This window comes from Sporosarcina psychrophila, from assembly GCF_001590685.1.
GTDB classification, from domain to species: domain Bacteria; phylum Bacillota; class Bacilli; order Bacillales_A; family Planococcaceae; genus Sporosarcina; species Sporosarcina psychrophila.
In genome coordinates, this window is record NZ_CP014616.1 from 2,348,160 (window position 1) to 2,371,729 (window position 23,570).

Annotated in this window: 23 protein-coding genes; 12 read left to right on the plus strand and 11 right to left on the minus strand. The window is 39.6% G+C overall.

Features of this window, described 5'->3' with window-relative positions; all coding sequences use genetic code 11:
* The first annotated feature begins 71 nt into the window (after positions 1-71).
* The 3 genes from acnA (at position 72) to AZE41_RS11155 (ending at position 3,622) form a co-directional block, all read left to right on the plus strand.
* Complete coding sequence (acnA, locus tag AZE41_RS11145; protein ID WP_067209291.1) at positions 72-2,786, plus strand: aconitate hydratase AcnA; 2,715 nt, start codon at positions 72-74, stop codon at positions 2,784-2,786.
* 108 nt (positions 2,787-2,894) lie between these two features.
* Positions 2,895-3,320 (plus strand): acyl-CoA thioesterase, encoded by a 426-nt coding sequence (locus tag AZE41_RS11150; RefSeq protein WP_067209295.1) that lies wholly within the window; start codon positions 2,895-2,897, stop codon positions 3,318-3,320.
* On the plus strand, positions 3,320-3,622 hold the full coding sequence (locus AZE41_RS11155) for a hypothetical protein (protein ID WP_067209298.1): 303 nt from the start codon (positions 3,320-3,322) through the stop codon (positions 3,620-3,622). The genes AZE41_RS11150 and AZE41_RS11155 overlap by 1 nt, the downstream gene beginning before the upstream one ends.
* Before the next feature lie 110 nt (positions 3,623-3,732).
* Here AZE41_RS11155 and AZE41_RS11160 read toward each other — a convergent pair whose 3' ends face one another.
* Complete coding sequence (locus AZE41_RS11160) at positions 3,733-4,026, minus strand: HesB/YadR/YfhF family protein (RefSeq protein WP_067213944.1); 294 nt, start codon at positions 4,024-4,026, stop codon at positions 3,733-3,735.
* A gap of 37 nt (positions 4,027-4,063) precedes the next feature.
* Positions 4,064-4,666, minus strand: a complete 603-nt coding sequence (plsY, locus tag AZE41_RS11165; RefSeq protein ID WP_067209301.1) for a glycerol-3-phosphate 1-O-acyltransferase PlsY — start codon at positions 4,664-4,666, stop codon at positions 4,064-4,066.
* A 300-nt stretch (positions 4,667-4,966) separates the two neighbouring features.
* On the opposite strand from plsY, the gene parE reads away from it, so the two are divergent.
* From parE to AZE41_RS11180, 3 genes are all read left to right on the plus strand, one after another.
* Positions 4,967-6,943 (plus strand): DNA topoisomerase IV subunit B, encoded by a 1,977-nt coding sequence (parE, locus tag AZE41_RS11170; RefSeq protein WP_067209303.1) that lies wholly within the window; start codon positions 4,967-4,969, stop codon positions 6,941-6,943.
* Positions 6,940-9,369, plus strand: coding sequence for a DNA topoisomerase IV subunit A (gene parC, locus AZE41_RS11175; protein WP_067209305.1), 2,430 nt, complete (start codon positions 6,940-6,942; stop codon positions 9,367-9,369). The genes parE and parC overlap by 4 nt, the downstream gene beginning before the upstream one ends.
* Positions 9,370-9,645: 276 nt before the next feature.
* Positions 9,646-10,866, plus strand: coding sequence for an MFS transporter (locus AZE41_RS11180; protein WP_067209307.1), 1,221 nt, complete (start codon positions 9,646-9,648; stop codon positions 10,864-10,866).
* A gap of 66 nt (positions 10,867-10,932) precedes the next feature.
* Here the strand turns inward: AZE41_RS11180 and AZE41_RS11185 are convergent, their stop codons facing one another.
* Together AZE41_RS11185 and AZE41_RS11190 are read right to left on the minus strand one after the other, a co-directional pair.
* Positions 10,933-11,511: a Fic/DOC family protein gene (locus AZE41_RS11185; protein ID WP_067209309.1), complete on the minus strand. Its 579-nt coding sequence runs from the start codon at positions 11,509-11,511 to the stop codon at positions 10,933-10,935.
* Positions 11,495-11,671: a Zn-dependent hydrolase gene (locus AZE41_RS11190; protein ID WP_067209311.1), complete on the minus strand. Its 177-nt coding sequence runs from the start codon at positions 11,669-11,671 to the stop codon at positions 11,495-11,497. Before AZE41_RS11190 ends, AZE41_RS11185 begins: the two co-directional genes overlap by 17 nt.
* Before the next feature lie 191 nt (positions 11,672-11,862).
* Between AZE41_RS11190 and AZE41_RS11195 the strand changes: the two genes are divergently transcribed.
* The 6 genes from AZE41_RS11195 to AZE41_RS11215 all read left to right on the plus strand — a co-directional run bounded on the left by AZE41_RS11195 (position 11,863) and on the right by AZE41_RS11215 (position 16,724).
* Complete coding sequence (locus tag AZE41_RS11195) at positions 11,863-13,071, plus strand: MFS transporter (protein ID WP_067209313.1); 1,209 nt, start codon at positions 11,863-11,865, stop codon at positions 13,069-13,071.
* 103 nt (positions 13,072-13,174) lie between these two features.
* Entirely contained in the window at positions 13,175-13,318 is a 144-nt protein-coding gene (locus AZE41_RS22705) for a hypothetical protein (RefSeq protein ID WP_156476020.1), read from the plus strand.
* A 372-nt stretch (positions 13,319-13,690) separates the two neighbouring features.
* Positions 13,691-14,266, plus strand: coding sequence for a LysE family translocator (locus AZE41_RS11200; protein WP_067209315.1), 576 nt, complete (start codon positions 13,691-13,693; stop codon positions 14,264-14,266).
* A gap of 25 nt (positions 14,267-14,291) precedes the next feature.
* Positions 14,292-15,068, plus strand: a complete 777-nt coding sequence (locus AZE41_RS11205) for an AraC family transcriptional regulator (RefSeq protein WP_067209318.1) — start codon at positions 14,292-14,294, stop codon at positions 15,066-15,068.
* A 49-nt stretch (positions 15,069-15,117) separates the two neighbouring features.
* Positions 15,118-16,185: an MBL fold metallo-hydrolase gene (locus AZE41_RS22190; RefSeq protein WP_231885664.1), complete on the plus strand. Its 1,068-nt coding sequence runs from the start codon at positions 15,118-15,120 to the stop codon at positions 16,183-16,185.
* Between the two features lie 155 nt (positions 16,186-16,340).
* Positions 16,341-16,724 carry an FAS1-like dehydratase domain-containing protein gene (locus AZE41_RS11215; protein WP_067209320.1) on the plus strand — a complete coding sequence of 128 codons (384 nt, stop codon included), beginning with the start codon at positions 16,341-16,343 and terminating at the stop codon, positions 16,722-16,724.
* A 377-nt stretch (positions 16,725-17,101) separates the two neighbouring features.
* On the opposite strand, the gene AZE41_RS11220 is transcribed toward AZE41_RS11215, so the two are convergent.
* The 7 genes from AZE41_RS11220 to fni form a co-directional block, all read right to left on the minus strand.
* Complete coding sequence (locus AZE41_RS11220) at positions 17,102-17,476, minus strand: rRNA methyltransferase (protein WP_067209323.1); 375 nt, start codon at positions 17,474-17,476, stop codon at positions 17,102-17,104.
* Between the two features lie 52 nt (positions 17,477-17,528).
* Positions 17,529-18,314, minus strand: a complete 786-nt coding sequence (locus AZE41_RS11225) for an LAGLIDADG family homing endonuclease (protein WP_067209324.1) — start codon at positions 18,312-18,314, stop codon at positions 17,529-17,531.
* Positions 18,315-19,431: 1,117 nt separating this feature from the next.
* Complete coding sequence (locus AZE41_RS22710) at positions 19,432-19,608, minus strand: hypothetical protein (RefSeq protein WP_156476021.1); 177 nt, start codon at positions 19,606-19,608, stop codon at positions 19,432-19,434.
* Between the two features lie 16 nt (positions 19,609-19,624).
* Positions 19,625-20,191 carry a GNAT family N-acetyltransferase gene (locus AZE41_RS11230; RefSeq protein ID WP_067209327.1) on the minus strand — a complete coding sequence of 189 codons (567 nt, stop codon included), beginning with the start codon at positions 20,189-20,191 and terminating at the stop codon, positions 19,625-19,627.
* Between the two features lie 111 nt (positions 20,192-20,302).
* Positions 20,303-20,854 (minus strand): GNAT family N-acetyltransferase, encoded by a 552-nt coding sequence (locus AZE41_RS11235; RefSeq protein ID WP_067209329.1) that lies wholly within the window; start codon positions 20,852-20,854, stop codon positions 20,303-20,305.
* A gap of 142 nt (positions 20,855-20,996) precedes the next feature.
* Positions 20,997-21,698, minus strand: coding sequence for an acetyltransferase (locus tag AZE41_RS11240; RefSeq protein ID WP_067209332.1), 702 nt, complete (start codon positions 21,696-21,698; stop codon positions 20,997-20,999).
* Between the two features lie 808 nt (positions 21,699-22,506).
* Positions 22,507-23,541, minus strand: coding sequence for a type 2 isopentenyl-diphosphate Delta-isomerase (gene fni / locus AZE41_RS11245; protein WP_156476023.1), 1,035 nt, complete (start codon positions 23,539-23,541; stop codon positions 22,507-22,509).
* Positions 23,542-23,570 lie beyond the last annotated feature (29 nt).

Genomic DNA, 23,570 nt, shown 5'->3' on the forward strand with positions numbered 1-23,570 from the left:
TGAAGTAGAGAAAAGACGCTTATTTATAGCCTTTTCAGTAGTTTTCAGCAGATAGAAGGAGGAATTCAATAATGGCAAAAAGCAATTTGCACAACAGCCGTACGTCATTCGATCTGAACGGTAAGACATATAACTATTATCGTCTTGCCGCACTCGAAGAAGCCGGTATCGCTAAAGTTTCCAATCTACCTTACTCGATTAAAGTGCTACTTGAATCCGTCCTACGTCAACACGACGGCTATGTCATCAAAGACAATCATGTCGAAAACTTGGCGAAATGGGGGAAAGATGCGGACGCGGATGCAGAAGTACCATTCAAACCGTCACGCGTTATCCTTCAAGACTTCACGGGTGTACCTGTTGTTGTTGACCTTGCATCACTTCGTTCAGCAATGGCAGCAATGGGCGGCGACCCTAATAAAATCAATCCTGAAATTCCAGTTGATCTTGTTATTGACCACTCTGTACAAGTTGACCGTTATGGTTCGGCAGAAGCGCTTAACCTGAACATGGAACTTGAGTTCGAGCGTAACGCAGAACGTTACCAATTCCTAAGCTGGGCACAAAAAGCTTATGACAACTACCGTGCAGTACCACCTGCAACAGGAATCGTTCACCAAGTTAACCTTGAGTACTTGGCAAATGTTGTCCATGCAGTTGAAAACGAAGATGGCACATTCGAAACATACCCGGATACACTTGTAGGAACTGACTCCCACACGACGATGATCAACGGTATCGGTGTTCTTGGATGGGGTGTTGGTGGTATTGAAGCTGAAGCAGGCATGCTCGGACAACCTTCATACTTCCCGATTCCAGAAGTTATCGGTGTAAAACTTGTTGGTCAGCTTCCAAACGGAACGACAGCAACTGACCTAGCGCTGAAAGTGACACAAACACTTCGTGCACATGGCGTTGTTGGTAAATTCGTTGAGTTCTTCGGACCAGGTGTTGCACACTTACCACTTGCAGACCGTGCAACAATTGCGAACATGGCGCCTGAATACGGTGCAACATGCGGATTCTTCCCAGTAGATGAAGAAGCACTTGATTACATGCGTTTAACTGGCCGTGAAGATAGCGATATTGCAGTAGTTAAACAATACCTAGTTGAGAACGATATGTTCTTCACTGTAGAAAACGAAGAACCAACATACACTGATGTTGTCGAAATCGACCTTACTGGTATTGTAGCGAACCTTGCTGGACCGAAACGTCCACAAGATTTGATTCCTCTTACAGAAATGCAAAGCTCATTCAACGAAGCAGTTGTTGCACCTGAAGGGAACCAAGGTTTCGGATTCTCTCCTAAAGAGCTAACGAAAAAAGCTACAATCGAATTCGAAGACGGACGTTCTGTCGAAATTAAAACAGGTGACCTTGCAATCGCTGCAATCACTTCATGTACAAACACATCTAACCCATATGTTATGTTGGGTGCTGGACTTGTTGCGAAAAAAGCGGTTGAAAAAGGACTTACACCACCAGCTTACGTGAAAACATCACTTGCACCAGGTTCAAAAGTCGTTACAGGGTACCTGGAAGATTCAGGACTTAATGTGTTCTTGGATCAAATCGGATTCAACACAGTTGGATACGGCTGTACTACATGTATCGGTAACTCTGGACCGCTACTTCCTGAAATTGAAAAAGCAATCATGGGCAACGATATGCTAATGTCTTCAGTTCTTTCTGGTAACCGTAACTTTGAAGGACGTATTCACCCACTTGTGAAAGCAAACTACTTGGCTTCACCGCCACTTGTTGTTGCTTATGCACTTGCTGGAACAGTCGATATCGACTTCGAAAAAGATCCAATTGGTAAAGACAAAGAAGGCTTTGATGTCTTCTTCAAAGATATTTGGCCTACTACGGAAGAAATTCAAGCAGTTGTTAAATCAACAGTTACTCCTGAGTTATTCCGTAAAGAATATGCACGGGTATTCACTGAGAACGAAGCATGGAATGCAATTGAAACTACAGACGATTCATTGTATGATTTCGATGAAAACTCAACGTATATTCAAAACCCACCATTCTTCGAAGGACTTGCAAAAGAACCGGCTGACATTCAAGCACTTTCAGGGCTTCGTGTCATTGGTAAATTTGGCGATTCAATCACAACGGACCATATTTCACCTGCAGGCGCAATCGGTAAAGATACACCGGCTGGTAAATACTTGATCGACAATGGCGTAAGCCCTCGTTTCTTCAACTCGTACGGTTCACGCCGTGGTAACCATGAAGTAATGATGCGCGGTACATTCGCTAATATCCGTATTCGTAACCAAATTGCGAAAGGCACAGAAGGCGGATTCACGACTTACTGGCCAACAAAAGAGATTATGCCAATTTATGATGCTGCTATGAAGTATCAAGAAGAAGGCACGGGTCTTGCAATCATCACTGGTAAAGACTACGGAATGGGTTCTTCACGTGACTGGGCTGCGAAAGGTACATCACTTCTCGGTATCAGAACAGTTATCGCTGAAAGCTACGAGCGTATTCACCGTTCAAACCTTGTTATGATGGGCGTACTTCCACTTCAATTCATGAAAGGCGATAGTGCTGAAACACTTGGCCTTACTGGTGAAGAAGAAATCAACGTTAATATCGCAGAAGGCGTTAAACCACGCGACATTCTGAAAGTAACAGCAACTGCGAAAAACGGTTCTGTCAAAGAATTCGACGTACTAGCACGCTTTGACTCAGAAGTTGAAGTTGACTACTACCGTCACGGCGGAATCCTGCAAATGGTTCTTCGTGATAAAATGAAAACGAACTAATTTTAATAGGTAGAGGTGTCCGATTTAATCGGGCACCTTTTTTCTGCTTAGACTTCAGTTCAGCTTTTTCAGCATGGCTTTTGTATAATGGGTAGTGAGGTGATGGTAGTGTTTATCAGTGAAAAAGAAATTGAAATCAGATATGCAGAGACAGATCAGATGGGAATCGTCTATCACGCGAATTATTTAGTATGGATGGAGATCGGACGTACGAAGTTGATTGAGGACTTAGGCTATACATACGCGCAACTGGAGGCAGATGGCTTCTTGTCGCCGGTGACGGACTTATCTATTCAATATAAGGCAGCGATGAAATACGGACAGAAAGCGACTGTACGGACGTGGGTAGAGTCACACGGAAGGCTACGTACAACTTATGGCTATGAAATCCTCCATGAGGACGGCACAATTTCAGCAACAGCAAAATCGGAACATGTCGTCGTGAGAAAAGGCTCATTTCGTCCCGTTTCCCTAAAGAAAATCGCGCCAGATTGGGATGCTAAATATACAGAAGTGAAGCGATGTAAAGACTAATGGCATTTGGGATACAGCGTGTAGAACTGCAAGCTTGGAAAAAAGCAGTTAGTGAAGGGGAAATGGCATTTTTAACTCATTACTGGCTTGATGAACGCTTTCCAGGATGCAATACAGTAACCAAAGCAGGTTGCGCAGATATCAGCAAACTTGTCGAATGGGGCAAGCAATATGGATTGAAGCGGGAGTGGATCGATATGAGGGAAGATTATCCTCATTTTGATTTGTTTGGTAAGCACGAACGAGACATTTTACTTAAAGAAGGACTCCATAATCAATTAAAACGGTTCAATCTACTTTAATGAGTGTGTTGTATAACAGTTTCACGTTTTTTGGAGTTAATAATTGTCTATTGTCAGCAAAGCCTTACCTACTCATAAATAAATGAAGAAAAGCGTGAGGCATATGGCCATCACGCTTTTTCGTATGAATAAATAAGTTCATGCAGTTTAGGATCCACATTGACATGTAGGTCATGACCAAGGAAATACCATTTGTCTCGGCTTTCGATATAATAACGAACACTATTATGCTCTGTTTCAATGGCTACTTCATCCGGTTGCTCTTTCGTTACACCAAGTGAAAAGCCTGCCTGAATCGAACTGGATCCACCGTATCTTGCAAAAAAGCGGATAGCATCACCAGGTTCAGCTTCCATCTCCTCTTTAAACCACAAAAGCGCTTCTTTCGACAAAATAATCTTCATTGGAAACACCAGCCTTTCCGTTGCTACATCCATTGTATTATAACCACTTCACTTTTGGCTCGGTTCCTGCTTTGATCCGACCGATATTCTCCCGGTGACGATAGAAGATAAAGGCACCGAAAAGACCAATCATCACCATCAAATAAATATCGCCTGTTCGGAGGTAAAAATAGATACTGTATACAAATCCAACGACAGATACGATCATTGATGATAAGCTCACCATTTTCGTTACTTTTAAAGCGATGAAAAATGTTGCGAGCACAATGATGAAAACAGGCCATTCATAGGCAAGCAACACACCGCCGGATGTCGCTACAGCTTTGCCACCTTTGAAATGGGCGAAGACGGGATACATATGTCCGACGACTGCAAGAAGTCCTGGAATAAGAGGGTGGACGCTAACACTGTCGAAAATAGGCAAGAGCGGCAATAATGCAGCTGCAGTACCTTTTAAAATATCCAGAATAGTTACGGTAAGTCCCGCTGTTTTGCCGAGTACACGGAAGGTATTCGTACCACCTAGGTTGCCGCTACCATGTTGTCGGATGTCGGTCTTGTAAAAAAGTTTCCCAACCCAGAGTGCAGAAGGAATTGAGCCAATTAAATAAGCAAGTAGTAAAAGTATGATAAGTTCCATTGACGTACTCCTTTTTTAGTTTGTCTATGTATAGACCTAGTTTAGCAGAACCGTGAAGTTGCGACAATGGGCTTCATGTGAAGAATGAGCGAACCAAGTTAAGCAGTTATAGCCTAATTTCTGATTTTTGTACCCCTAACAGCTGATTTGAGAGACGAACAATTTCCTGTCTTCGTTGCAATAAAAGTCTATCTTCTATACAATTAATTGAGCAAGCTTCCGAAAACGTTGATTTGACAAGCTTTAAAGGAAGCAGTACGATTATATAATAGAGAACATTTGTTTGATGGAGGTTGCACTTTGACGAAAAACGTAGATAATTATACGTATGATGATGATTCGATACAAATACTTGAAGGCCTCGATGCAGTACGAAAAAGACCAGGTATGTACATTGGGTCAACTGATTCCCGTGGACTTCACCACCTTGTCTATGAGATTGTAGATAATGCGGTAGATGAGGCGCTAGCGGGATTTGGTAATGAGGTAGACGTTACACTTCATAAAGACGGAAGCGTCAGTGTGCGGGACTACGGGCGGGGGATGCCAACAGGAATTCACCAGTCGGGTAAACCAACGACAGAGGTAATCCTGACCGTTCTCCACGCAGGCGGCAAGTTCGGACAAGGCGGATACAAAACAAGCGGTGGACTTCATGGCGTTGGCGCATCTGTCGTAAACGCATTGTCAGAAAAACTCGAAGTCACGATTTTTCGTGACGGCAAAAAGTTCTGTCAACGCTTCGAAAAAGGTGGTAAGCCAGCCACTACACTTGAACAAATTGGAACAACACGTGAAAAAGGGACGCTCATTCATTTCAAACCGGATGCGACGATCTTCTCTACGTTAAAATATCATTATGAAACGATTAGTGAACGCTTACGGGAGTCTGCATTCCTGTTAAAAGGCTTGAAAATCGAGCTAAAAGAAGAAGGAACGGACAAGCATGAAATCTTTCAATACGAAACTGGCATTGAAGCTTTCATCTCTTATCTGAATGAAGAGAAGGACGTTTTGCATGAGGTAGCTTACTTGGAAGGCGAATCAGAAGGCATAGAGGTCGAATTTGCGTTCCAATTTAGTGATGGTTACTCAGAAACGATTTTATCATTTGTGAATAACGTTCGAACAAAAGACGGTGGAACACATGAAACCGGTGCCAAAACCGGTATGACACGTGTATTTAATGAATATGCAAGAAAAGCGGGTTTATTAAAAGAAAAAGACAAAAACCTTGAAGGTGCGGATATCCGTGAAGGTATTGCGGCAATCGTATCAGTCCGTATACCGGAAGAAATTTTGCAGTTTGAGGGACAGACGAAAGGCAAACTCGGGACAAGTGAAGCAAGAGGCGTAACCGATTCAATCGTTTCGCAAAAACTTCTGTATTTCCTTGAAGAAAATGCAGATTTAAGTGCGTCCCTCGTACGTAAAGCAATTCGGGCGCATCAAGCACGTGAGGCGGCGCGAAAAGCGCGCGAAGATGCGCGTTCAGGTAAAAAGAGAAAAAGATCAGATACACTACTATCGGGTAAATTAACACCTGCGCAATCCAGGAATGCTGCGAAAAACGAACTCTACCTGGTCGAAGGTGACTCTGCCGGCGGCTCTGCAAAACAAGGACGGGACCGTGTATTCCAGGCAATCCTTCCATTACGTGGGAAAGTACTCAATACTGAAAAAGCAAAACTCGAGGATATCATGAAAAACGAAGAAATCAATATGATTATCCATGCAATCGGGGGCGGCGTAGGATCAGACTTCCAAGTCGCAGACATCGCTTATGATAAAGTAATCATAATGACGGATGCGGATACGGACGGTGCACATATTCAAGTGCTGTTGTTGACGTTCTTCTACCGTTACATGAAGCCGCTAATTGAAGCAGGAAAAGTATATATTGCATTGCCTCCTCTTTACAAAGTTTTCAAAGGGACAGGGAAGAGCGAAAAATTTGCATATGCATGGACTGAAGGCACAGAACTTAATAAAGCGATAGAGAAAGTCGGCAAAGGATATATGCTCCAACGCTACAAAGGTCTTGGGGAAATGAATGCCGATCAGTTATGGGAAACGACTATGGATCCTGAAACACGTACATTGATCCGTGTAACGATTGAAGACAGCGCTACAGTTGAACGTCGAGTAACGACACTAATGGGCGATAAAGTAGAGCCAAGACGACGCTGGATTGAAGAGAACGTCGATTTCGGTACACAGGAAGAGCACAATATTTTAGACAACGAATTTTTGCACGTTGAGGGGGATTTTGAATGACACCATCAGAAAGCTACCAAGACCTTCCCCTGGAAGAAGTGATCGGTGACCGGTTTGGACGATATAGTAAGTACATCATCCAGGACCGGGCATTGCCTGACGCACGCGATGGCTTAAAACCCGTTCAGCGGCGTATTTTGTATGCGATGTTCCACGAAGGTAATACACATGAGAAAGCATTCCGGAAATCCGCAAAAACAGTCGGGAATGTCATCGGGAACTATCATCCACACGGTGACACATCCGTCTACGAAGCAATGGTACGGATGAGCCAAGATTGGAAACTGCGTCATATGTTAGTGGAAATGCAAGGAAATAACGGTTCAGTCGATGGAGATTCGGCTGCTGCAATGCGGTATACAGAAGCACGCCTTTCCACAATAGCAGGGCAAATGCTACGTGACCTGGGTAAAAATACTGTCGATTTCATACCAAACTTCGATGATACTGAACCTGAACCAACTGTTTTACCCGCAAGATATCCAAACTTGCTCGTCAACGGTTCAACAGGTATTTCTGCAGGATATGCGACGGATATCCCGCCACATGCGCTTCATGAAGTACTTGATGCGGTCCTTATGCGGATGGACAAACCGGATGTTACGGTCGATGAATTGATGACAGTTATCAAAGGACCTGATTTTCCAACTGGCGGTACTATCCAAGGAACAAACGGTATTAAAACAGCCTACGAGACCGGAAAAGGACGCTTTATCATCAGATCGAAGTCGTTCATCGAACCCTTAAAAGGCGGTAAATCGCAAATCGTTGTGACGGAAATCCCATATGACGTTAACAAGGCAAATATGGTGAGGAAGATGGATGAGCTTCGTCATGATCGAAAACTAGATGGTATCGCAGATGTCAGGGACGAATCGGACCGGACTGGCCTCCGTGTTGTCATAGAGCTAAAAAAAGACGTCGACGGTAATGCGATCTTGCAATATCTTCTTAAAAATACAGACCTGCAAGTGACGTATAACTTCAACATGATTGCCATCTCTGGGCGCAGACCGACATTAATGTCACTGCCGATGTTGCTTGATGCCTATATTGGCCATCAAAAAGAAGTTGTCACACGTAGATCCCAATACGATATCCAAAAAGCGCAAGACCGACTCCATATCGTCGAAGGGCTTATGAAAGCTTTATCGATTTTGGATGAAGTAATCAAAGCGATTCGCGCATCAAAAGACAAACGTGATGCTAAAAATAATATCATCTCGAAATTCGAATTCTCCGAAATACAAGCTGAAGCAATCGTTTCGCTACAGCTTTATAGACTGACGAACACGGATATTACTGAACTTCAGCAGGAAGATGCTGAACTCCGAAAACTGATTGAACAGCTTGATGCAATTTTGAAAAGTGATAAAAAACTTTCTGCAGTCATCAAAAAAGAGCTCCTTGACATCCGTAAACAATTTGCAGAACCAAGACGCTCTGTTATCGAGGAAAAAATCGAAGAAATTAAAGTCGATCTTGATATCCTTGTTCCAAGTGAAGAAGTTATTGTATCCGTCACAAAAGACGGCTATGTGAAACGCACTAGCGTCCGCTCTTACAGCGCTTCAAACGGCACGGGACAGGAAATGAAGGAATCCGATTATACGCTATTAGAAGCGCCAATGAACACGCAGCATCATCTCTTGCTGTTCACTTCTGCAGGGAACTATCTCTATCAGCCTATTCATGAGTTGCCAGATATTAGATGGAAAGATCTTGGGCAACATATCTCAAGTATCATCCCACTCGGGCAAAATGAAACGATTGTTGCAGCGATTGGCCTTGAAAACTTCGATGAAGAAGCGTTAATCGTCACAGCATCGCAAAATGGGCTAATCAAACAATCAAAACTTGCCGATTTTAAAGTCCAGCGCTATTCAAGGTTGTTTAAAGCGATGGGCGTGAAAAAGGATGATGTAATGATTGACGCAAGGCTCGTTAGGGGGGACGAAGATGTTATCCTCTTCACACAGCAAGCCTATGCGCTACGCTTCCCGCTTACTGAGTTATCAGTAACAGGTATTAGGACTGCCGGTGTACGTGGCATTAACCTTAAGGACGATGATCTGCTTGTTGCTATGGAGATTAATTCAGATGACGGGGCTTCCGTCTTAATCGCGACACAGCGAGGCAGCGTGAAAAGAATGGGCTTAAAAGAGCTCGAAAGTGCTTCCAGAGCGCAAAGAGGTAATGTTGTTCTGAAGGAACTGAAGTCAAATCCGTATCGTGTTAGCGGGGCGTTAATGGTGAAAAATGATGAAATTATTGTTTTAGCGACGGAAAAGGGAAGTAAAATCCCTATCTTAGCAGGATCATTGCGACCAGTTGACCGCTATTCAAACGGTAGTAGTTTAGTCGATGAGAAAAAAGATGGCAGCATAACACATATCTACAAGGATCCAAAAGCTGAAATTGAATAAATAACTTTAAAAGTCATGGGAGTATCTTCCCATGACTTTTAATTTTTTCTAACGTATAATAGTTCGATAAGCGAAACAAATTGCACGTTCAAAAAGAGAACTTGTACTAGATAGGTTGAATGATTGATTTCATTGAATTACGCTTCGGCTACCACTGTCAGGCGCTTACGCTAGTTTATATACCGCATTCAATTCTTCAACCTATATAGAATATGGCACACCCTATAAAAGTGTGAACTTTTTGAGTAATTATTAATAATAGAACGGGGATAGGGTATGTGGAAAAATAGAAACATTTGGATAATATTAACGGGGGGAATGATTGCAGGCTTAGGATTATGGACGGGAATAATCGGAAATCTCGAGTTTATGCAAGAAAAAATCCCTTCCGATTTCGTTAAAGCACTAATAATGTCAGCAGGACTTCTTGCGGGAATTATTGCGGGACCGCTAGCAGGGAAAATCATAGACCAATCAAAGAAAAAAACCGTACTTCTTATATCAGGCGCAGGGCGTATGCTCAGTGTTATCTTTATGCTGATTGCTATATCAACCGGATCTGTTTGGTGGATGGTTGCATTCATGGTTAGCATTCAACTATCTGCTACCTTTTACTTCCCTGCACTGCAGGCAACCATTCCGCTTGTCGTCAAAGATGATGATTTGCTGACGATGAATGGGTGGCATATGAACGTTGCTACGATCTCACGTGTGCTTGGCACGGCCTTAGCGGGCATTATGCTCGTCTACTGGTCGCTTATGTCGCTCTACTGGATATCTATGATTGCTTACGGGGCCCTACTACTATTTACAATGATGTTGCGCATCGATGAGGGAGAGGGAAGAGAGGCCAAAGTGAAATCGGTGGGTAACAAGGGTGGATTCATGGAAGTTTTTCCTGTGTTGAAAGCATATCCTGCTGTCGGCATGACACTCATTATGACGCTTATTCCATTGCTTTTCATCGGATCATTCAATCTAATTGTCATTAATATTAGTGAAATCCAGGATTCTGCATCGATTAAAGGACTTATTTATACATTTGAAGGGGTAGCATTCATGGTCGGAACATTTGCCGTGAAGTATATTTCTAAAAAATGGCGCACGACGACAATCTTATTTTCCTTTGCAACGATGGTAGCAGTAGCAGAATTCATGCTCTTTTTTGCAGACAGTATAGTAATTACGTTAAGTGCTTTTGCCGTACTTGGATTTGCCTTAGGTTGTTTTTTCCCAACAGCAATGGTTATATTTCAGAAACAGATGCCAAAAGAGTACCATGGCCGATTCTTCTCGTTCCGCAATATGTTAGAACGGGTTATGTTCCAGGTCGTTTTACTAACAGCAGGTGCATTTCTCGATATTATCGGATTGCAATCAATGGTTATCATTTTCGGATTAATCAGTTTAAGCATGACAGCAATTTTCTTTGTTCAGATGAAAAAAAGAAATATCATATTAGAACAACCCAAACAAATCGCCGCAAAAAGTATTTAACTTTTTGCGGTTTTTTCTATACATAATGTAAAAAACGAACTTTCCATTTTGGAAGTTCGTCGGCATTTAATCTATGGGTTTTAATGTATCTAGCAATAACTTTTCAAGGAAATCTTCACTTGTTACTGCACGTATCATAGCTCGCATGTATTCGTCACGATCGATTTTGTCATATGTCCATAGAAATCTTTTGGACTTCGCAAAGGCTTCTAGGAAAATACGAATTGTTCGACCATTGCCTTCACGAAATGGATGTAGCATATTCAGCTCTGATTTGAAATAAGCCAACCTTTTAACTGCATACTCTAGAGTATCCCAGTCAGGTTCATTGTCTAATTGAGTGAATAAACTAGACGCGTATGCCTCCATATATTGTACTTGGCAAAAACGCGTATTACCTTTCATCAATTGCACATCTCGGAATTGTCCTGCAAACGAGTAAATGTCTTGGAATAGATGGCGGTGAAGTCCGACAAAATTGGTGAGTGAAAAAGCCATGATGTTGTATGCACCTTGTTCAATTTGAGTTGCACGAATCGAGAAAGTAAACGCCTCAGCCTGCTCAAGCTCAGCAAAATTTGTCATACCTAACAAATTTGTCGTTAAAAGATAATCATCATTTTCAAATTCATTGTATTTCGCCATTTGCCAAAGCTTCCTTAATCAAAGCAGGCGTTACTGGAATACCCGAATTGACAATTTCAAGAGCTTTTTGTTGCAGCGAATGACTTAAATGTAAGTTTTCAAGCTGCATATTTTTCAATACGCGGTTAAACTCAGGAGAATTGAATTGAATTTCCTTCACACTAAACGACTCCTTTCTATACTCTTTAATTATAAGCTTTTTAGCAGAATTTATCCACTTAATCAAGTGGGGTTCAACTTTTCACCCCATAATATCCACATTATTGCCCCAAAACTAACTATTTCTAACCACCCAAATTTGGTAAGCTTAAATTAGAAGTTTAGGGCATCGAAGAATACAGGGAGATTTCAATGAAAATTTGGAAGAAGTACTCACTTCTGTTAAGTGGTATAGGCGTTTCATTTTTTGGAAACTGGGTTTATTTAATTGCGTTAAATATTTTAGTACTTGATATGACTGGTTCAGCGGCTGCGGTCGCAGGGATTTACATTGTCGGACCAATTGCACGAATGCTGACAAATTTCTGGGCAGGTTCCATCATTGATCGTGTTAATAAACGAAAATTGATGGTCTTAGCAGATGTCCTAAGGGGTTCGCTTATTTTACTTGTTCCATTTCTTGATTCGCTGTGGATTGTCTACTCCATTCTATTTGCGACAAATATCGCTGGAGCATTTTTTGGTCCAAGTTCGACCTTTTATATCACAAAATTTGTGGTTGAAACCGATCGAAGAAGTTTTAACTCGATCATGAGTATGATGAATTCAGGTTCATTTTTAATCGGACCAGCACTAGCCGGTGTACTCATCGCCTTATTTGGTACAACTTGGTGTGTGATTTTAAACGCGGTTACGTTCTTTTTCTGTGCATTTTGTATTGCAAGGTTGCCTGACGTAGAAAATGAAAACTTAAATCAACGTGAGCCAATTACTTTGAAGATACTGGCTTCTGATTGGCAAGTTGTAAAAGGGTTCATTAAGCAGGATCCTTATTTTATGAAGGTTTATTTGCTGTTCCAGACCTCGCTTATGATTGCTTTTGCTTTAGATTCCCAAGAGGTCACATTTATCAAGCAGGATCTAGCACAGTCTGACCAACTATATGGCCTCATCGTCAGTATTGCAGGTGTAGGTGCATTAATAGGCGCAGCGGCTTCAGCCGCCTTTGCAAAGCGCTTCTCATTGCAATTGTATTTAGGTATTGGAATGGTCTTAACAGCAGTTGGCTATTTGTTGTTCTACAGTACAGTTGATTTTTTGACGGCAACAGTGGCTTTTATCTTTTTAGGATTCTTTATGGCATTTTGCAATGCAGGCTATGATACTTTTTACCAGAAAAACGTACCGACAGCGATCATGGGACGTTTTGGTAGTTTGGCGTCGATGCTCCAAAGCTTTATGCAAATTGTATTTACCTTTACCCTAGGACTGATGTCTGAGTGGTTCTCACTACAAACGGCAGCTATTGGATTCGCTAGTATCGCAGTAGTCATGACGCTGTTGCTTTGTATTCAAGTCTTTAGTCAGCGGCATAAACATTATTATGAAGAAGCAGATTGAGGGAACTGAGTAATGTAACTTAATCAATAGGGAAGAAGAGATTTATGTTGGTATTTATCGATGTAATAGGTGCAGGTTACTTTACTTTGAAAGGGGTGATTACATGGTATTAATACGATATGCACATGGAACAGATTTAGCTGATATAATTTCTCTTATGTCTGAATTAGGGTATGAAACAACCGAAAGGGAAGTAACTAAAAGATTATCGAAGTTAAATAGCAATCTGCTCACTCATTTTATTTGAATAATGGTTTTACTGCTAAAAGTACAGGATTTGTAATGAAGTTCAGCTGATTTACTTTTTTAAATCAGCATAGAGTGACTTAAAAAACGTTCATCAAGCATCGGTAAATGCTTGATGAACGTTTTTTAAGTTTTTTATACAAGGACAGGAACCTCTAAACACTTGGACACGAGGTCCGAGTTCACCACATATATTCCCCAATGACTAGTAAAACCCGTCTTTTAATCTGTGCTACAGAATGAAATACAACATATAGGCAACCTGAATTTGTAGAGTTAACATTACAGAAGCTTTAATCCTGCAATAACATACTATAGCCACTAAATATAAAGATGTATAGTTACATGAGAAAACGTGAAAAGGAGTTTACTCATGAATATTACATCTTTTTTAATATACTGTTTTATTATTACTTTCACACCAGGACCGACTAATATCGACATACTATCCACAGTGAATAAGCATGGGACAAAAAGGGCAATGCAGTATACATATGGAGCAACGATTGCTTTTGGTTTATTGCTTGCCCTATCTGCTATGTTGAATACAATGCTTATAACGGTAATTCCAAAAATTTTGATTGTTATGCAGATAATCGGAAGCATTTATATGCTCTTTCTTGCTTATCAAATCTGTAAAACGGATAAATCAAAACAAACCGTAAACCAGACTGGGACCTTTATGTCAGGATTTCTCATGCAGTTTTTAAATCCAAAAGTAGTAACATTTACAATGACTGTATTTCCTAGCTTTATTTTGCCCTATTATACCGCAATTCCTGCGGTAACAATAAGTGTTATAGTTATAACAGTTATTGGGTTTTTAGCATTTATGACATGGGTTCTTTTCGGTACAATCTTCAAGAAGTTTTTACAGAAGCATGAAAAAGTTGTTAATATAATTATGGCATTATTTTTAGTTTATGCTGCAATCATGATATGGTTGTAGGAATGCTAATGTTGAGGTGAATTAAATGGACAAATTTGTCTATAAAAAATCGGCGGGTATTACTGCGTTGGCTGCAAGTATCACTGACTTTACATATAAAAAGCACTCTCACCAGGAGTATGCAATAGGGGTAACATTGCGTGGTATTCAAGAGTACAATTTAGATGGCAGTTTACAATTATCCTATCAAAATGGTGTGATGCTTTTTAATCCAGAACAGGCACATGACGGAATGGCACATGATGAGACAGGCCTTGATTATGTCATGCTCTATATTGATCAACAACTGCTGTTGGAGGTCATTGAGAAAAAGGATTTGGTGTGTTTTTCAACCCCCATTGTGTATGATCATGGACTTGAACAAAGAGTATTACGTCTATCCCATGCGATATTAAATGAAAAAGACGAGACTTTGTGCAGTGAATTACTAATATCCCTCACAGATAGCCTAATTCAAACTAATCTTTCCACGGACACTAAAAAAGACGACTCTCTAATTAGAATAGCAAAGGATATGCTGCATACCAACTTGGAAACTGTCATTAAACTTGACGAGATCTGTGCAGAGCTTAATATATCGAAGTTCCAGTTTATCAGGTTATTCAAGGCTCATACTGGTATCACACCATACCAATACTTTCTTAACTGCAAGATAGAACATGCAAAGCAGTTATTAGGTAAAAATGGAGATATTTATTCAGCAGTAGCTGAATGTGGTTTTGTTGATTTAACCCATTTTAATAGACACTTTAAAAGCGTCTATGGAATAACGGCATTTGAATATATGTCTCATTTAAATTAAAGAAAAGATTTTCGCATTAATTATTATTGCATCACCAACACCAACGTTAATGGAAGGGCATGTTGAAATACTACTAGACAGATGTGGCAGAAAGAATTGTTTAGTCATTGAATTTAAGGAGGAATGGCTTCTGAAAAAATCCAATATTATTTTCTTTGAAAGAAAATTTCCAAGTGCAAATATGATTCTTATTAAGGATCAGCTCCCGATTCTTATTGATACTGGTTTTGGAAGTGATGTGAAAGATACTGAGCTATTAATTAAAGAAAAAGGTGTTTCACCAGAAGAATTACATCTCATCGTTAACACGCACTATCATAGTGACCATGTAGGCGGCAATTATCAACTTCAAAAAAATTATGGCGTTAAGATTGCTGCTCATAAATGGGAAGCCGATTTAATTAATTCTTGTGATACTGAAGCATGCGGTTCAGAATGGTTAGATCAGCCTGTGGAACCTTATCGGGTCGATCTAAGGCTCTTGGATAACGATGAGATTAATACGGGAAGGAGAACCTTCAATGTCCTGCATACACCTGGACATACGTTAGGGCATATTTCTTTATATGAACCTGAAGAAGAGATATTAATTTGCGGGGATCTCTTTCACAAAAATGATATCGGATGGTTGAATATCTTTCGCGAAGGTGTTTCATCTATCCAACGATCACTAGAAAGTTTGGATCGGTTGTCTATGCTCCGAATTCAGCAGGCATATTCAGGGCATGGACCTCAAATGGAGAATCCCCTGGCCGCCATTGATGCAGCGAGGAAACGGTTTGAAAAGTGGCTTAGTATGCCAGACAAAGTTTCATGGCATGCCTGCAAGAGGATTTTTTCATTCACACTAATCATTAAAAACGGATTGGCAAAAGAAGATATCGGTAACTATCTACTAAAATGTGGCTGGTTCCAAGATTTTGCACGCTACTCTTTCCAGCTTCAGCCAGAAGAATTTATTCAAATCCTGCTCGATGAAATGATTCGTTCCGGTGCAGCTAGCTGGCATAACAATTATTTAATCGCTAACGCGCCATACCAAGCGCCACAAGAGAAATGGATGAATAAGAACATAAAACCTAAAGATTGGAACCCCATTACTTTCTCACATAAATAAAATAGGTGGGAAGTGGATGGATAACTGTTGAATCTTATCTGATAGTAATAGTCTCTTTTTATATCGAAGAAGGATAGTTGAATACCGCTCTTAATAGTCATAATATTCACACCTAATAAACGACACAGTATAAAACCTTCAGGGGGGGAATTTATATGCCATTAAAAGTAGGAGATATAATTACGTTTGAACGGACATTTACAGTAAGGGATGTTGAATTATTTATAGAGATTTCAGGTGATGAAGGGATTCATCACTTGACCCCAGATGAACAAGGAAGACTTGTAGTTCAAGGGTTACTAACGGCAACTTTGCCAACAAAAGTGGGTGGAGACAATAATGTGCTAGCTCGTACGATGAATTTTGAGTTTTTAAGGCCTGTTTTTACTGGTGATACAATAATTTGTGAAGTTAAAATCGAAAAATACGAAAGGCAAGAAAATAAAAACAATAGAACAGCTATTACTGCATCTTTTGTATGTGAAAATCAGGATGAAAAAGAAGTATTAAAAGGGGACTTTTCAGGCGTAATACTTTAACATTTTCAACTTTCATGAAAACTCTCGTAACAGTCTGTGGTACAGTGTTTTTGCTGTATGGATGACAAATGGGTAGCGTTAGTAATTATCAGGGTCTTGTTATTAAGATGACGAAAGACGATTGAAAATTAAATGGATTAGCTAATATTTATTAGATGCCTGAATAAATAAGTGTTAACCAATGAATCCATAGGGTTTTGTACAAATAAACTAAACAAGAAAGTCTAATTAGTATAGGTTTTCTTGTTTAGTTAGTTTAAACATTCTTGTCATTGTACAATTTCCGTTTTATCTCACTGTTTCAAGTATACTTATCTAATGAAACGCAACTACCGATAATATATATTATGACCATGTAGTTCTATGAACTCGTAAATTCATAGCTCTATCCTGTATCTATGACTAGATTTCTTTGCATCTTCAACATCTATGAACTGAACGCTATATTCTATCACATCATTTAGGAATAACTTATGCGCTTTGGCAAACTGCTTAACCTCATTAAGCAATTCTTTATCACAGCTGTTATTGAATGCTATTCGATCTTTTGGCCGAGTATCTTTATTATATGAGATTTGATTTTCAGACAATAATGACTGTAATCCACTTTCAATTAAATAGTTAACATGCGTGTTATTTTCTTTTGCAACGGATCTAAGATCTTCCAATATTGATTGACTAATATTAGTGACAAAATTGGTCCTTGCTGTATCCGTCGTTTGAATCAATCTGCCATCTACAAGCTTCCACATAATTAATTCACTCCTTATCAAATTTCAAATTTAATTCTGGACTCTTTACTTACTATATGAAATAACGTTGTGACATTCGTTGTCTTTTGTGTAAGATAAAATTATCAGATGCTGCATTATTATATATAATTTCCGCAAGTTTTGGAAGCTCGTATTTGCCTTTTACCCAAATACGATAAATATAATTTCCAGCCGGACTTACTGTTATCGTAATTTCTGAACGTAATTGCCATGATTGAAATACGAACAAGAGCCTAGCTGCAATATCCTGACTGCCTGACGTAACATTCATAACGTAACCTGATTTTTGTACCCAGCCATCCCCATCAATAACGCCTCTTACAAACGACGCTAAATATTCTTCTGGCACATTGGGAAATGGAACTGATAATGATTTATTAGAAATTATCCCCAACATTTTAAGATCCTTTTTAATCTCTTTAGAATTAATGATTAAAGTTGGTGTAGTTTTTGTTGGCCCTGTAGCTGCAAGCACATAGTCTGCCTCCATGTACTTGGCAATCAATTGAAGAATACGTTCATCTTTTTGAGAAAAGTATATGCTATGGAGTTGTTTATTCACATGTCCATCTGTCACGAATAAACCTAACACCCAAGCCATTTCGTGTGTCCATACTTTAAAATAGTCTTCATTCACTTTATGCTTTCTAGGTTGGCCAGAGTATTGTTCTCGATTCATTGAAATCCCATGCTTATACATCACATTCCGAATTGCCCGATCGGACAGGCCGACGATTGGACCCATTTCTTTAAACGACATGCCACTTTTATACATTTTAATAATGGCTTCGTCTGTCATACCTGGATTTCTCGACACAGCCTTCACTTCCCTCCTATTAGCTTGATAGATGAGCCATTTCTTAATAAATGAACGATTTTTCGTTGATTACATTCAATACCCTCAACAAAATATGCTCATTTACAGGGTATAGAACTAGTGTTCTATTCGGGCTATATATACCCAAATTACGAGTTTTTAAACAAAAGAATCTAAAATAACTTTTTTACTTGGATAATATAGACTGGTTTTGTTTAAAATATCGTTTTGTTTCCACAATAAATTTCGAACATGGTTTCTTACCTCTCAATTATGTTCCTACCGATAGGAACATACGTTCAACCCTCGTGATTTCGGCACTTAAATTAGAATAATCCAATTTACCCCAAAACCACGTGTGCTCTTGGTTTTTCCACAATGAATAGCCGTATAGACCAATGTTTTCGCCTGCAGTAGGATTGCTAAAAAAAATAGCATTCCCTTATTTAACAATTCTGCTTCGTTATTACGGACGACTTTCGCTTCCGCCGCCTTCTCATTAATTTGTACTCCTACGAGCTGTAGAGCATCTGATTCTTCGTAATAGGCTAACTATATCCTTTTTTGAGATCGCCTGCTTATACGAGCTTGTACGCTGGTCTGCGATGAAGATTTAACATCGTTTGAACACATTGTTAGTTAAAACCTTCAAAACTTAAATTTCCTCAACAGTTAACTTACTTTCAACCTCATTAAACAATAGTTGTTTTTCCTCTGCCGTTCAGTCACTTTGTGTTTTTAATTAGTGTTCTTTTAATTCGCTAATATAACAAACGCTTACTGCATTGGAAATGTTACATGATTGGTGTTAGTTGGATAAACGCTGTATGCTCCACTATTTTCATTTCCGCCCCCACTATATCGTGGTTCACAATATCAATACGCATTTTGAGTTGACCGAACTTAGCGCCTTATTTTTTTGATGATGTTAATAGAGTTAAGGTGCACTTAATTGATCGACTTCGAGACTTCATAAAGAGTCTGTTAGGCCGCCTTATCAAAATTCATTTTAATTGCCCAAAAGCGACTTCTCGATTGTCTTACGTGCCATTACCAATTAAGGCGTTGGATTGTATGAACTATTATCGACTTACTTAAACTCACAATAGCTCATTGATCAATATTTTATATATGGGGTTTCCAATTTATTGAGTACATTTCCCATGAAAAGAAGGTCCATTGCTATTTTATTAGCAATGGACCTTCTTTCTTTTATAATGCTTTTACCGATTTGACCTAAGTAATTGACAATAAAGCGGAATTCCTTAATAAGCGCATTCTCTTCCGCCGCCATTTGTATTTCCTCACTATTACTTAGTATCTATGTAGTCAATATTGAGATCTGCTTTTATGATTGAGTACATATATAAATCATCGAATTTACCACAAGTAAATTCATAATGTCTCAGTAATCCCTCTCTTCTAAATCCTTGCTTTTCTACTAGCTTTTGTGACGGGAGATTCGTCGGTTCAATCAAAGCCTCAATTCTTTCTAACTGATAGTGTTGATAGCCATACTTAACAACGGCTTCCAATGCTTCACTAGCAATCCCTGTACCCCAGTGATCTTTGCTTAATTCATATCCGACTTCAGCTCGATGATGTTTGGTAAGCATATTAAGAAAGCCACAACTTCCTATAACCTCACCAGAGTCTTTTAGCGTAATCCCCCATCTAATTCCTGTACCATCTTCGTATATCGATTTATACCACCTTATTTCATTCTGAGCATCTTCTACTGTTTGGCAAGGTGCTAACCCCATAGGTGTCACAACCTCTTTATCCGATAGATATTTAAACACATCATTAGCATCCTCTGCTGTTACTTCTCTTAAGATTAATCTTCTAGTTCCAATTATTGGAAATTCTTTTCCCATTAAATTAACCTCCACTCAAGTTTTATCACATTGAAACCTATCATCCATTCTTTAAGGCTTCTTTTACTATAAGAACCCTTAAAGATTTTCAACTGTTCAAATAAAACCTCATTATTTATTACTCTTGTTCCAATCCTTAGCTAGCATTCCATAAACAATATGGTCCACGTAATGGTCACATAGCCATTCGGCTTCTCGAACACGGCCTTCCTCTGTGAAATTCAATCTCTCTGGAATAGCTCTACTCTTCGTGTTTTCTTCAGCCGCCCGGATCTCGACTCTGTTTAAACCCAACTCACCGATCGCATGATTCACAAAAGCCCTAACCGATTTAGTCATTAATCCTGAGCCTTCATACCCTTTTCCTAACCAGTACCCCAAACTCGTCGATTTGTTGTTCCAATCAATTTTGTGAAATCCAATTACACCAGCAATTTGTTCTTCAAACCAAATTCCTGCTTGAAACCCATTATTATCACTAAATTGTTTCATGGTTCCCCTGATAAAGGCCTCCGTATCTGCCGAGGATTTAGTACTATCAATGAATGGTAACCATTCTCTCAAACTATCTTTGGATTGATTTGTTAACATAAATAATGGCTCTGTGTCATTTAGATTTAGCATTTTCAATTTTGTTTTTTCATCAATTTTATAAGTAAACATAAAAACCTCTCCTTTAATCAAAATAGCTGAGTCATTCCGTAGATAGAGTCTAAGTTATCAAGTCCCCCCTATTTAGCACTAACTGTGTGTACCAACAATCGTTTACAAGCATATTCACCGAATGTCGACTCAAGAAAGAAGACTATTGTTTTACCCAAATTGCCTTTGTATAGACAATTTTCATTCCTACTCTTTCCATATTGTTTTGACTAATGGAACCGAATCTGGCTTGCCCTACAACTAACTTGCTGTTTAGTGTATTAGCATGACGAATACGTTCTCTAATCAAAGCATTTTGTACTCCTTTATATCTTAAGTGTGGAACAGTAGCTGCCGCCGCAAGAGTAGCTATCCCGTCTTTAATGAACAACACACCAATTCCAGCGGGTTCATTTTCAACAATTGCAAGATAAAAAGTCCAATCTTCATTGTCATATAAGATTTCATTATTTTGAGCAATCCCACTTTGTAAAAATGCAGGCATTTGAAATCCTTTTGCATAAATTTCTGCAAACGTATCAAATTCATTTTTCTCCAACCTGCGGATTAAAATCTTTGGATTAATTGGCGCTAAGTCTTGGGACAGCGAAGCATATAGAGTTGTATGAAAGTCTGACTGATAAAATCCTGCCTTATTGAGATAAGTAAGGAAATCTGAAGAAACGTGTGCAGGAGTCAACTCAAAACGCACAGGAATTTCTCTGTCATTATAAAATTCGATTAGTTGATCTACAAACTGCTCATCGCCATCTTTTAACCCTTTAATCGTATTAAAAGATGGCCCTGGAATATTTTTGACTGAAAATGCTGTGGCATTTCCAAACCTTTGTATGTCGACTCCCATAGGGTTACCTTTTATTTCTTGTACAGCAGTCAGCCTTGAAAGCAGTGCATCAACTTCGGATTTTTTCAGCTAGTCCTTTAGTCAATATAAGATTCACACCTGACACACCCTTCCTCAATTTGATTACTACTGGGCTCTATTAGTCTACTAGTTATACCTTCCGTCTAATAAATCACTAAATAATTCTTTTTTTATATTCTCATCCCATTCACTACTATTCTCCAACACAAAAGCACAACAACCACTTAAAAAATAACGCATATAATTCGGATTTTTTGGTTATTTAATGTAAGCTGCTTGTCCGTCAATAGCTATAAATTTATCCTCTTTAGACAATTAATCATTCCTACATTTAACATTTCAGAAAATTATAGCATATATAATTAGTCGAGTAACCCATCTCGTAAAACAGATATACTATAAGTAATGACTCCAAGTCCTATCACAGCTAAACATTTTAGTAATAAATTATTAGATTCAATTGGAATACCTATGGATTTTGAGACATTTTTTTGCTTTAATCTCATTAAAGCAAAAAAAGAGCTTAAATTCAGCTCTTTTTCTTTATAGGGTAACTATCATTCTGTCTTCTCTTGCCTTTCAATCTTCTCTCACAGTGCCTCTTCTGCATATACACTCATTGACCATGTCTTCTTCTTTGAAAATCACCTGCAATGTATTTAGTAGATTATTTGGCAAATCAAATTTAGCAAACTCGTAAATTCCCGCTCGGTTTCTTCAGGGTGATTGTAATTCCACAGCGCATCGAAGTCTGCCATAACTCAATATCCACATAGTATTCTAGATGTTAACGGATCTGGTAACTGACTCTATCCGTCTCTTTCAACTCAGCCAGCGAAGCCGACCCTATACCGAACATTGCCATCCGTAGTTCCAATTCCCTCGTTTCCATCACTTCCAACACATCCTCCATAGACTGCGTGGCTTCCTTCAGAATCGATCTGCCGAATCCGACCATGTCTGCACCAAGTGCAATGGCTTTGGCTCCATCTAGGCCAGTATGCATTCCACCGCTTGCGATTATTGGTTGCTCCACAATTTTACCCCTTACCGAAGTAATGCATTCGACTGTTGGGATGCCCCAATCACTGAACGCTTCAGCTGCTTTTCTCTTTACTGTAGATGTTGAACGAAACTTTTCGACCTGACTCCATGATGTGCCGCCTGCCCCCGCTACGTCGATAAAGGAAATGCCTGCATCGCATAAACGTTTAGCTGTGGCCCCGTCAATTCCCCACCCAACTTCCTTCACACCAACTGGCACTCCCAACTCACTGCAAAGTCGTTCAATTTTCTCCAATAAATCTTTGAAATCCGTATTTCCTTCTGGTTGAATCACTTCCTGAATACTGTTCAAATGGAGGACAAGTGCATTCGCCTCTGTTATGTCAATGATTCGGCGACATTCATCTACGCCAAAGCCATAGTTAAGCTGAACCGCGCCTAAATTAGCGATTATCGGGATGCTCGGTGCATATTTCCTTACTTGAAAAGAAGCTCGATGTTCCGCACTTTCTATCAGCGCTCGTGTCGAACCCAAAGCTAATCCCCAGCCTCTTTGTTCTGCAGCTTCGGCAAGATTCCGATTAATTGTTTCTGCAAATGCAGCCCCGCCCGTCATCGAACTGATAATAAATGGTGTTTTGCAATCATGACCTAAAAATGTCGTATCGATTGCGATATCATTGAAATTGATTTCAGGCAACGCATTATGGATAAATTTAACCTTCTCGAAGCCGGTTGTGATAGTGTCACCCGTTACTTGCTCATTCAACGTAATTTGAATATGCTCTGATTTTCTTTGGTTAATTGGTATAGTCATTTGAAAACACTCGCCTTTCTCCATGGTGT

What these genes read in the sequence shown, in the direction of transcription:
- AZE41_RS11220 (WP_067209323.1), bottom strand. Translation starts at nt 17,476, where the DNA reads ATGTGGAAGCTTGTAGATGGCAGATTGATTCAAACGACGGATACAGCA.
- AZE41_RS11185 (WP_067209309.1), bottom strand. Translation starts at nt 11,511, where the DNA reads ATGGCGAAATACAATGAATTTGAAAATGATGATTATCTTTTAACGACA.
- fni (WP_156476023.1), bottom strand. Translation starts at nt 23,541, where the DNA reads ATGACTATACCAATTAACCAAAGAAAATCAGAGCATATTCAAATTACG.
- AZE41_RS11240 (WP_067209332.1), bottom strand. Translation starts at nt 21,698, where the DNA reads ATGGGAGTCGACATACAAAGGTTTGGAAATGCCACAGCATTTTCAGTC.
- AZE41_RS11215 (WP_067209320.1), top strand. Translation starts at nt 16,341, where the DNA reads ATGCCATTAAAAGTAGGAGATATAATTACGTTTGAACGGACATTTACA.
- AZE41_RS11205 (WP_067209318.1), top strand. Translation starts at nt 14,292, where the DNA reads ATGGACAAATTTGTCTATAAAAAATCGGCGGGTATTACTGCGTTGGCT.
- acnA (WP_067209291.1), top strand. Translation starts at nt 72, where the DNA reads ATGGCAAAAAGCAATTTGCACAACAGCCGTACGTCATTCGATCTGAAC.
- AZE41_RS11160 (WP_067213944.1), bottom strand. Translation starts at nt 4,026, where the DNA reads ATGAAGATTATTTTGTCGAAAGAAGCGCTTTTGTGGTTTAAAGAGGAG.
- AZE41_RS11195 (WP_067209313.1), top strand. Translation starts at nt 11,863, where the DNA reads ATGAAAATTTGGAAGAAGTACTCACTTCTGTTAAGTGGTATAGGCGTT.
- AZE41_RS22190 (WP_231885664.1), top strand. Translation starts at nt 15,118, where the DNA reads ATGGAAGGGCATGTTGAAATACTACTAGACAGATGTGGCAGAAAGAAT.
- AZE41_RS22710 (WP_156476021.1), bottom strand. Translation starts at nt 19,608, where the DNA reads ATGGCGGCGGAAGAGAATGCGCTTATTAAGGAATTCCGCTTTATTGTC.
- AZE41_RS22705 (WP_156476020.1), top strand. Translation starts at nt 13,175, where the DNA reads ATGGTATTAATACGATATGCACATGGAACAGATTTAGCTGATATAATT.
- AZE41_RS11235 (WP_067209329.1), bottom strand. Translation starts at nt 20,854, where the DNA reads ATGTTTACTTATAAAATTGATGAAAAAACAAAATTGAAAATGCTAAAT.
- AZE41_RS11180 (WP_067209307.1), top strand. Translation starts at nt 9,646, where the DNA reads ATGTGGAAAAATAGAAACATTTGGATAATATTAACGGGGGGAATGATT.
- AZE41_RS11230 (WP_067209327.1), bottom strand. Translation starts at nt 20,191, where the DNA reads ATGGGAAAAGAATTTCCAATAATTGGAACTAGAAGATTAATCTTAAGA.
- AZE41_RS11155 (WP_067209298.1), top strand. Translation starts at nt 3,320, where the DNA reads ATGGCATTTGGGATACAGCGTGTAGAACTGCAAGCTTGGAAAAAAGCA.
- plsY (WP_067209301.1), bottom strand. Translation starts at nt 4,666, where the DNA reads ATGGAACTTATCATACTTTTACTACTTGCTTATTTAATTGGCTCAATT.
- parC (WP_067209305.1), top strand. Translation starts at nt 6,940, where the DNA reads ATGACACCATCAGAAAGCTACCAAGACCTTCCCCTGGAAGAAGTGATC.
- AZE41_RS11200 (WP_067209315.1), top strand. Translation starts at nt 13,691, where the DNA reads ATGAATATTACATCTTTTTTAATATACTGTTTTATTATTACTTTCACA.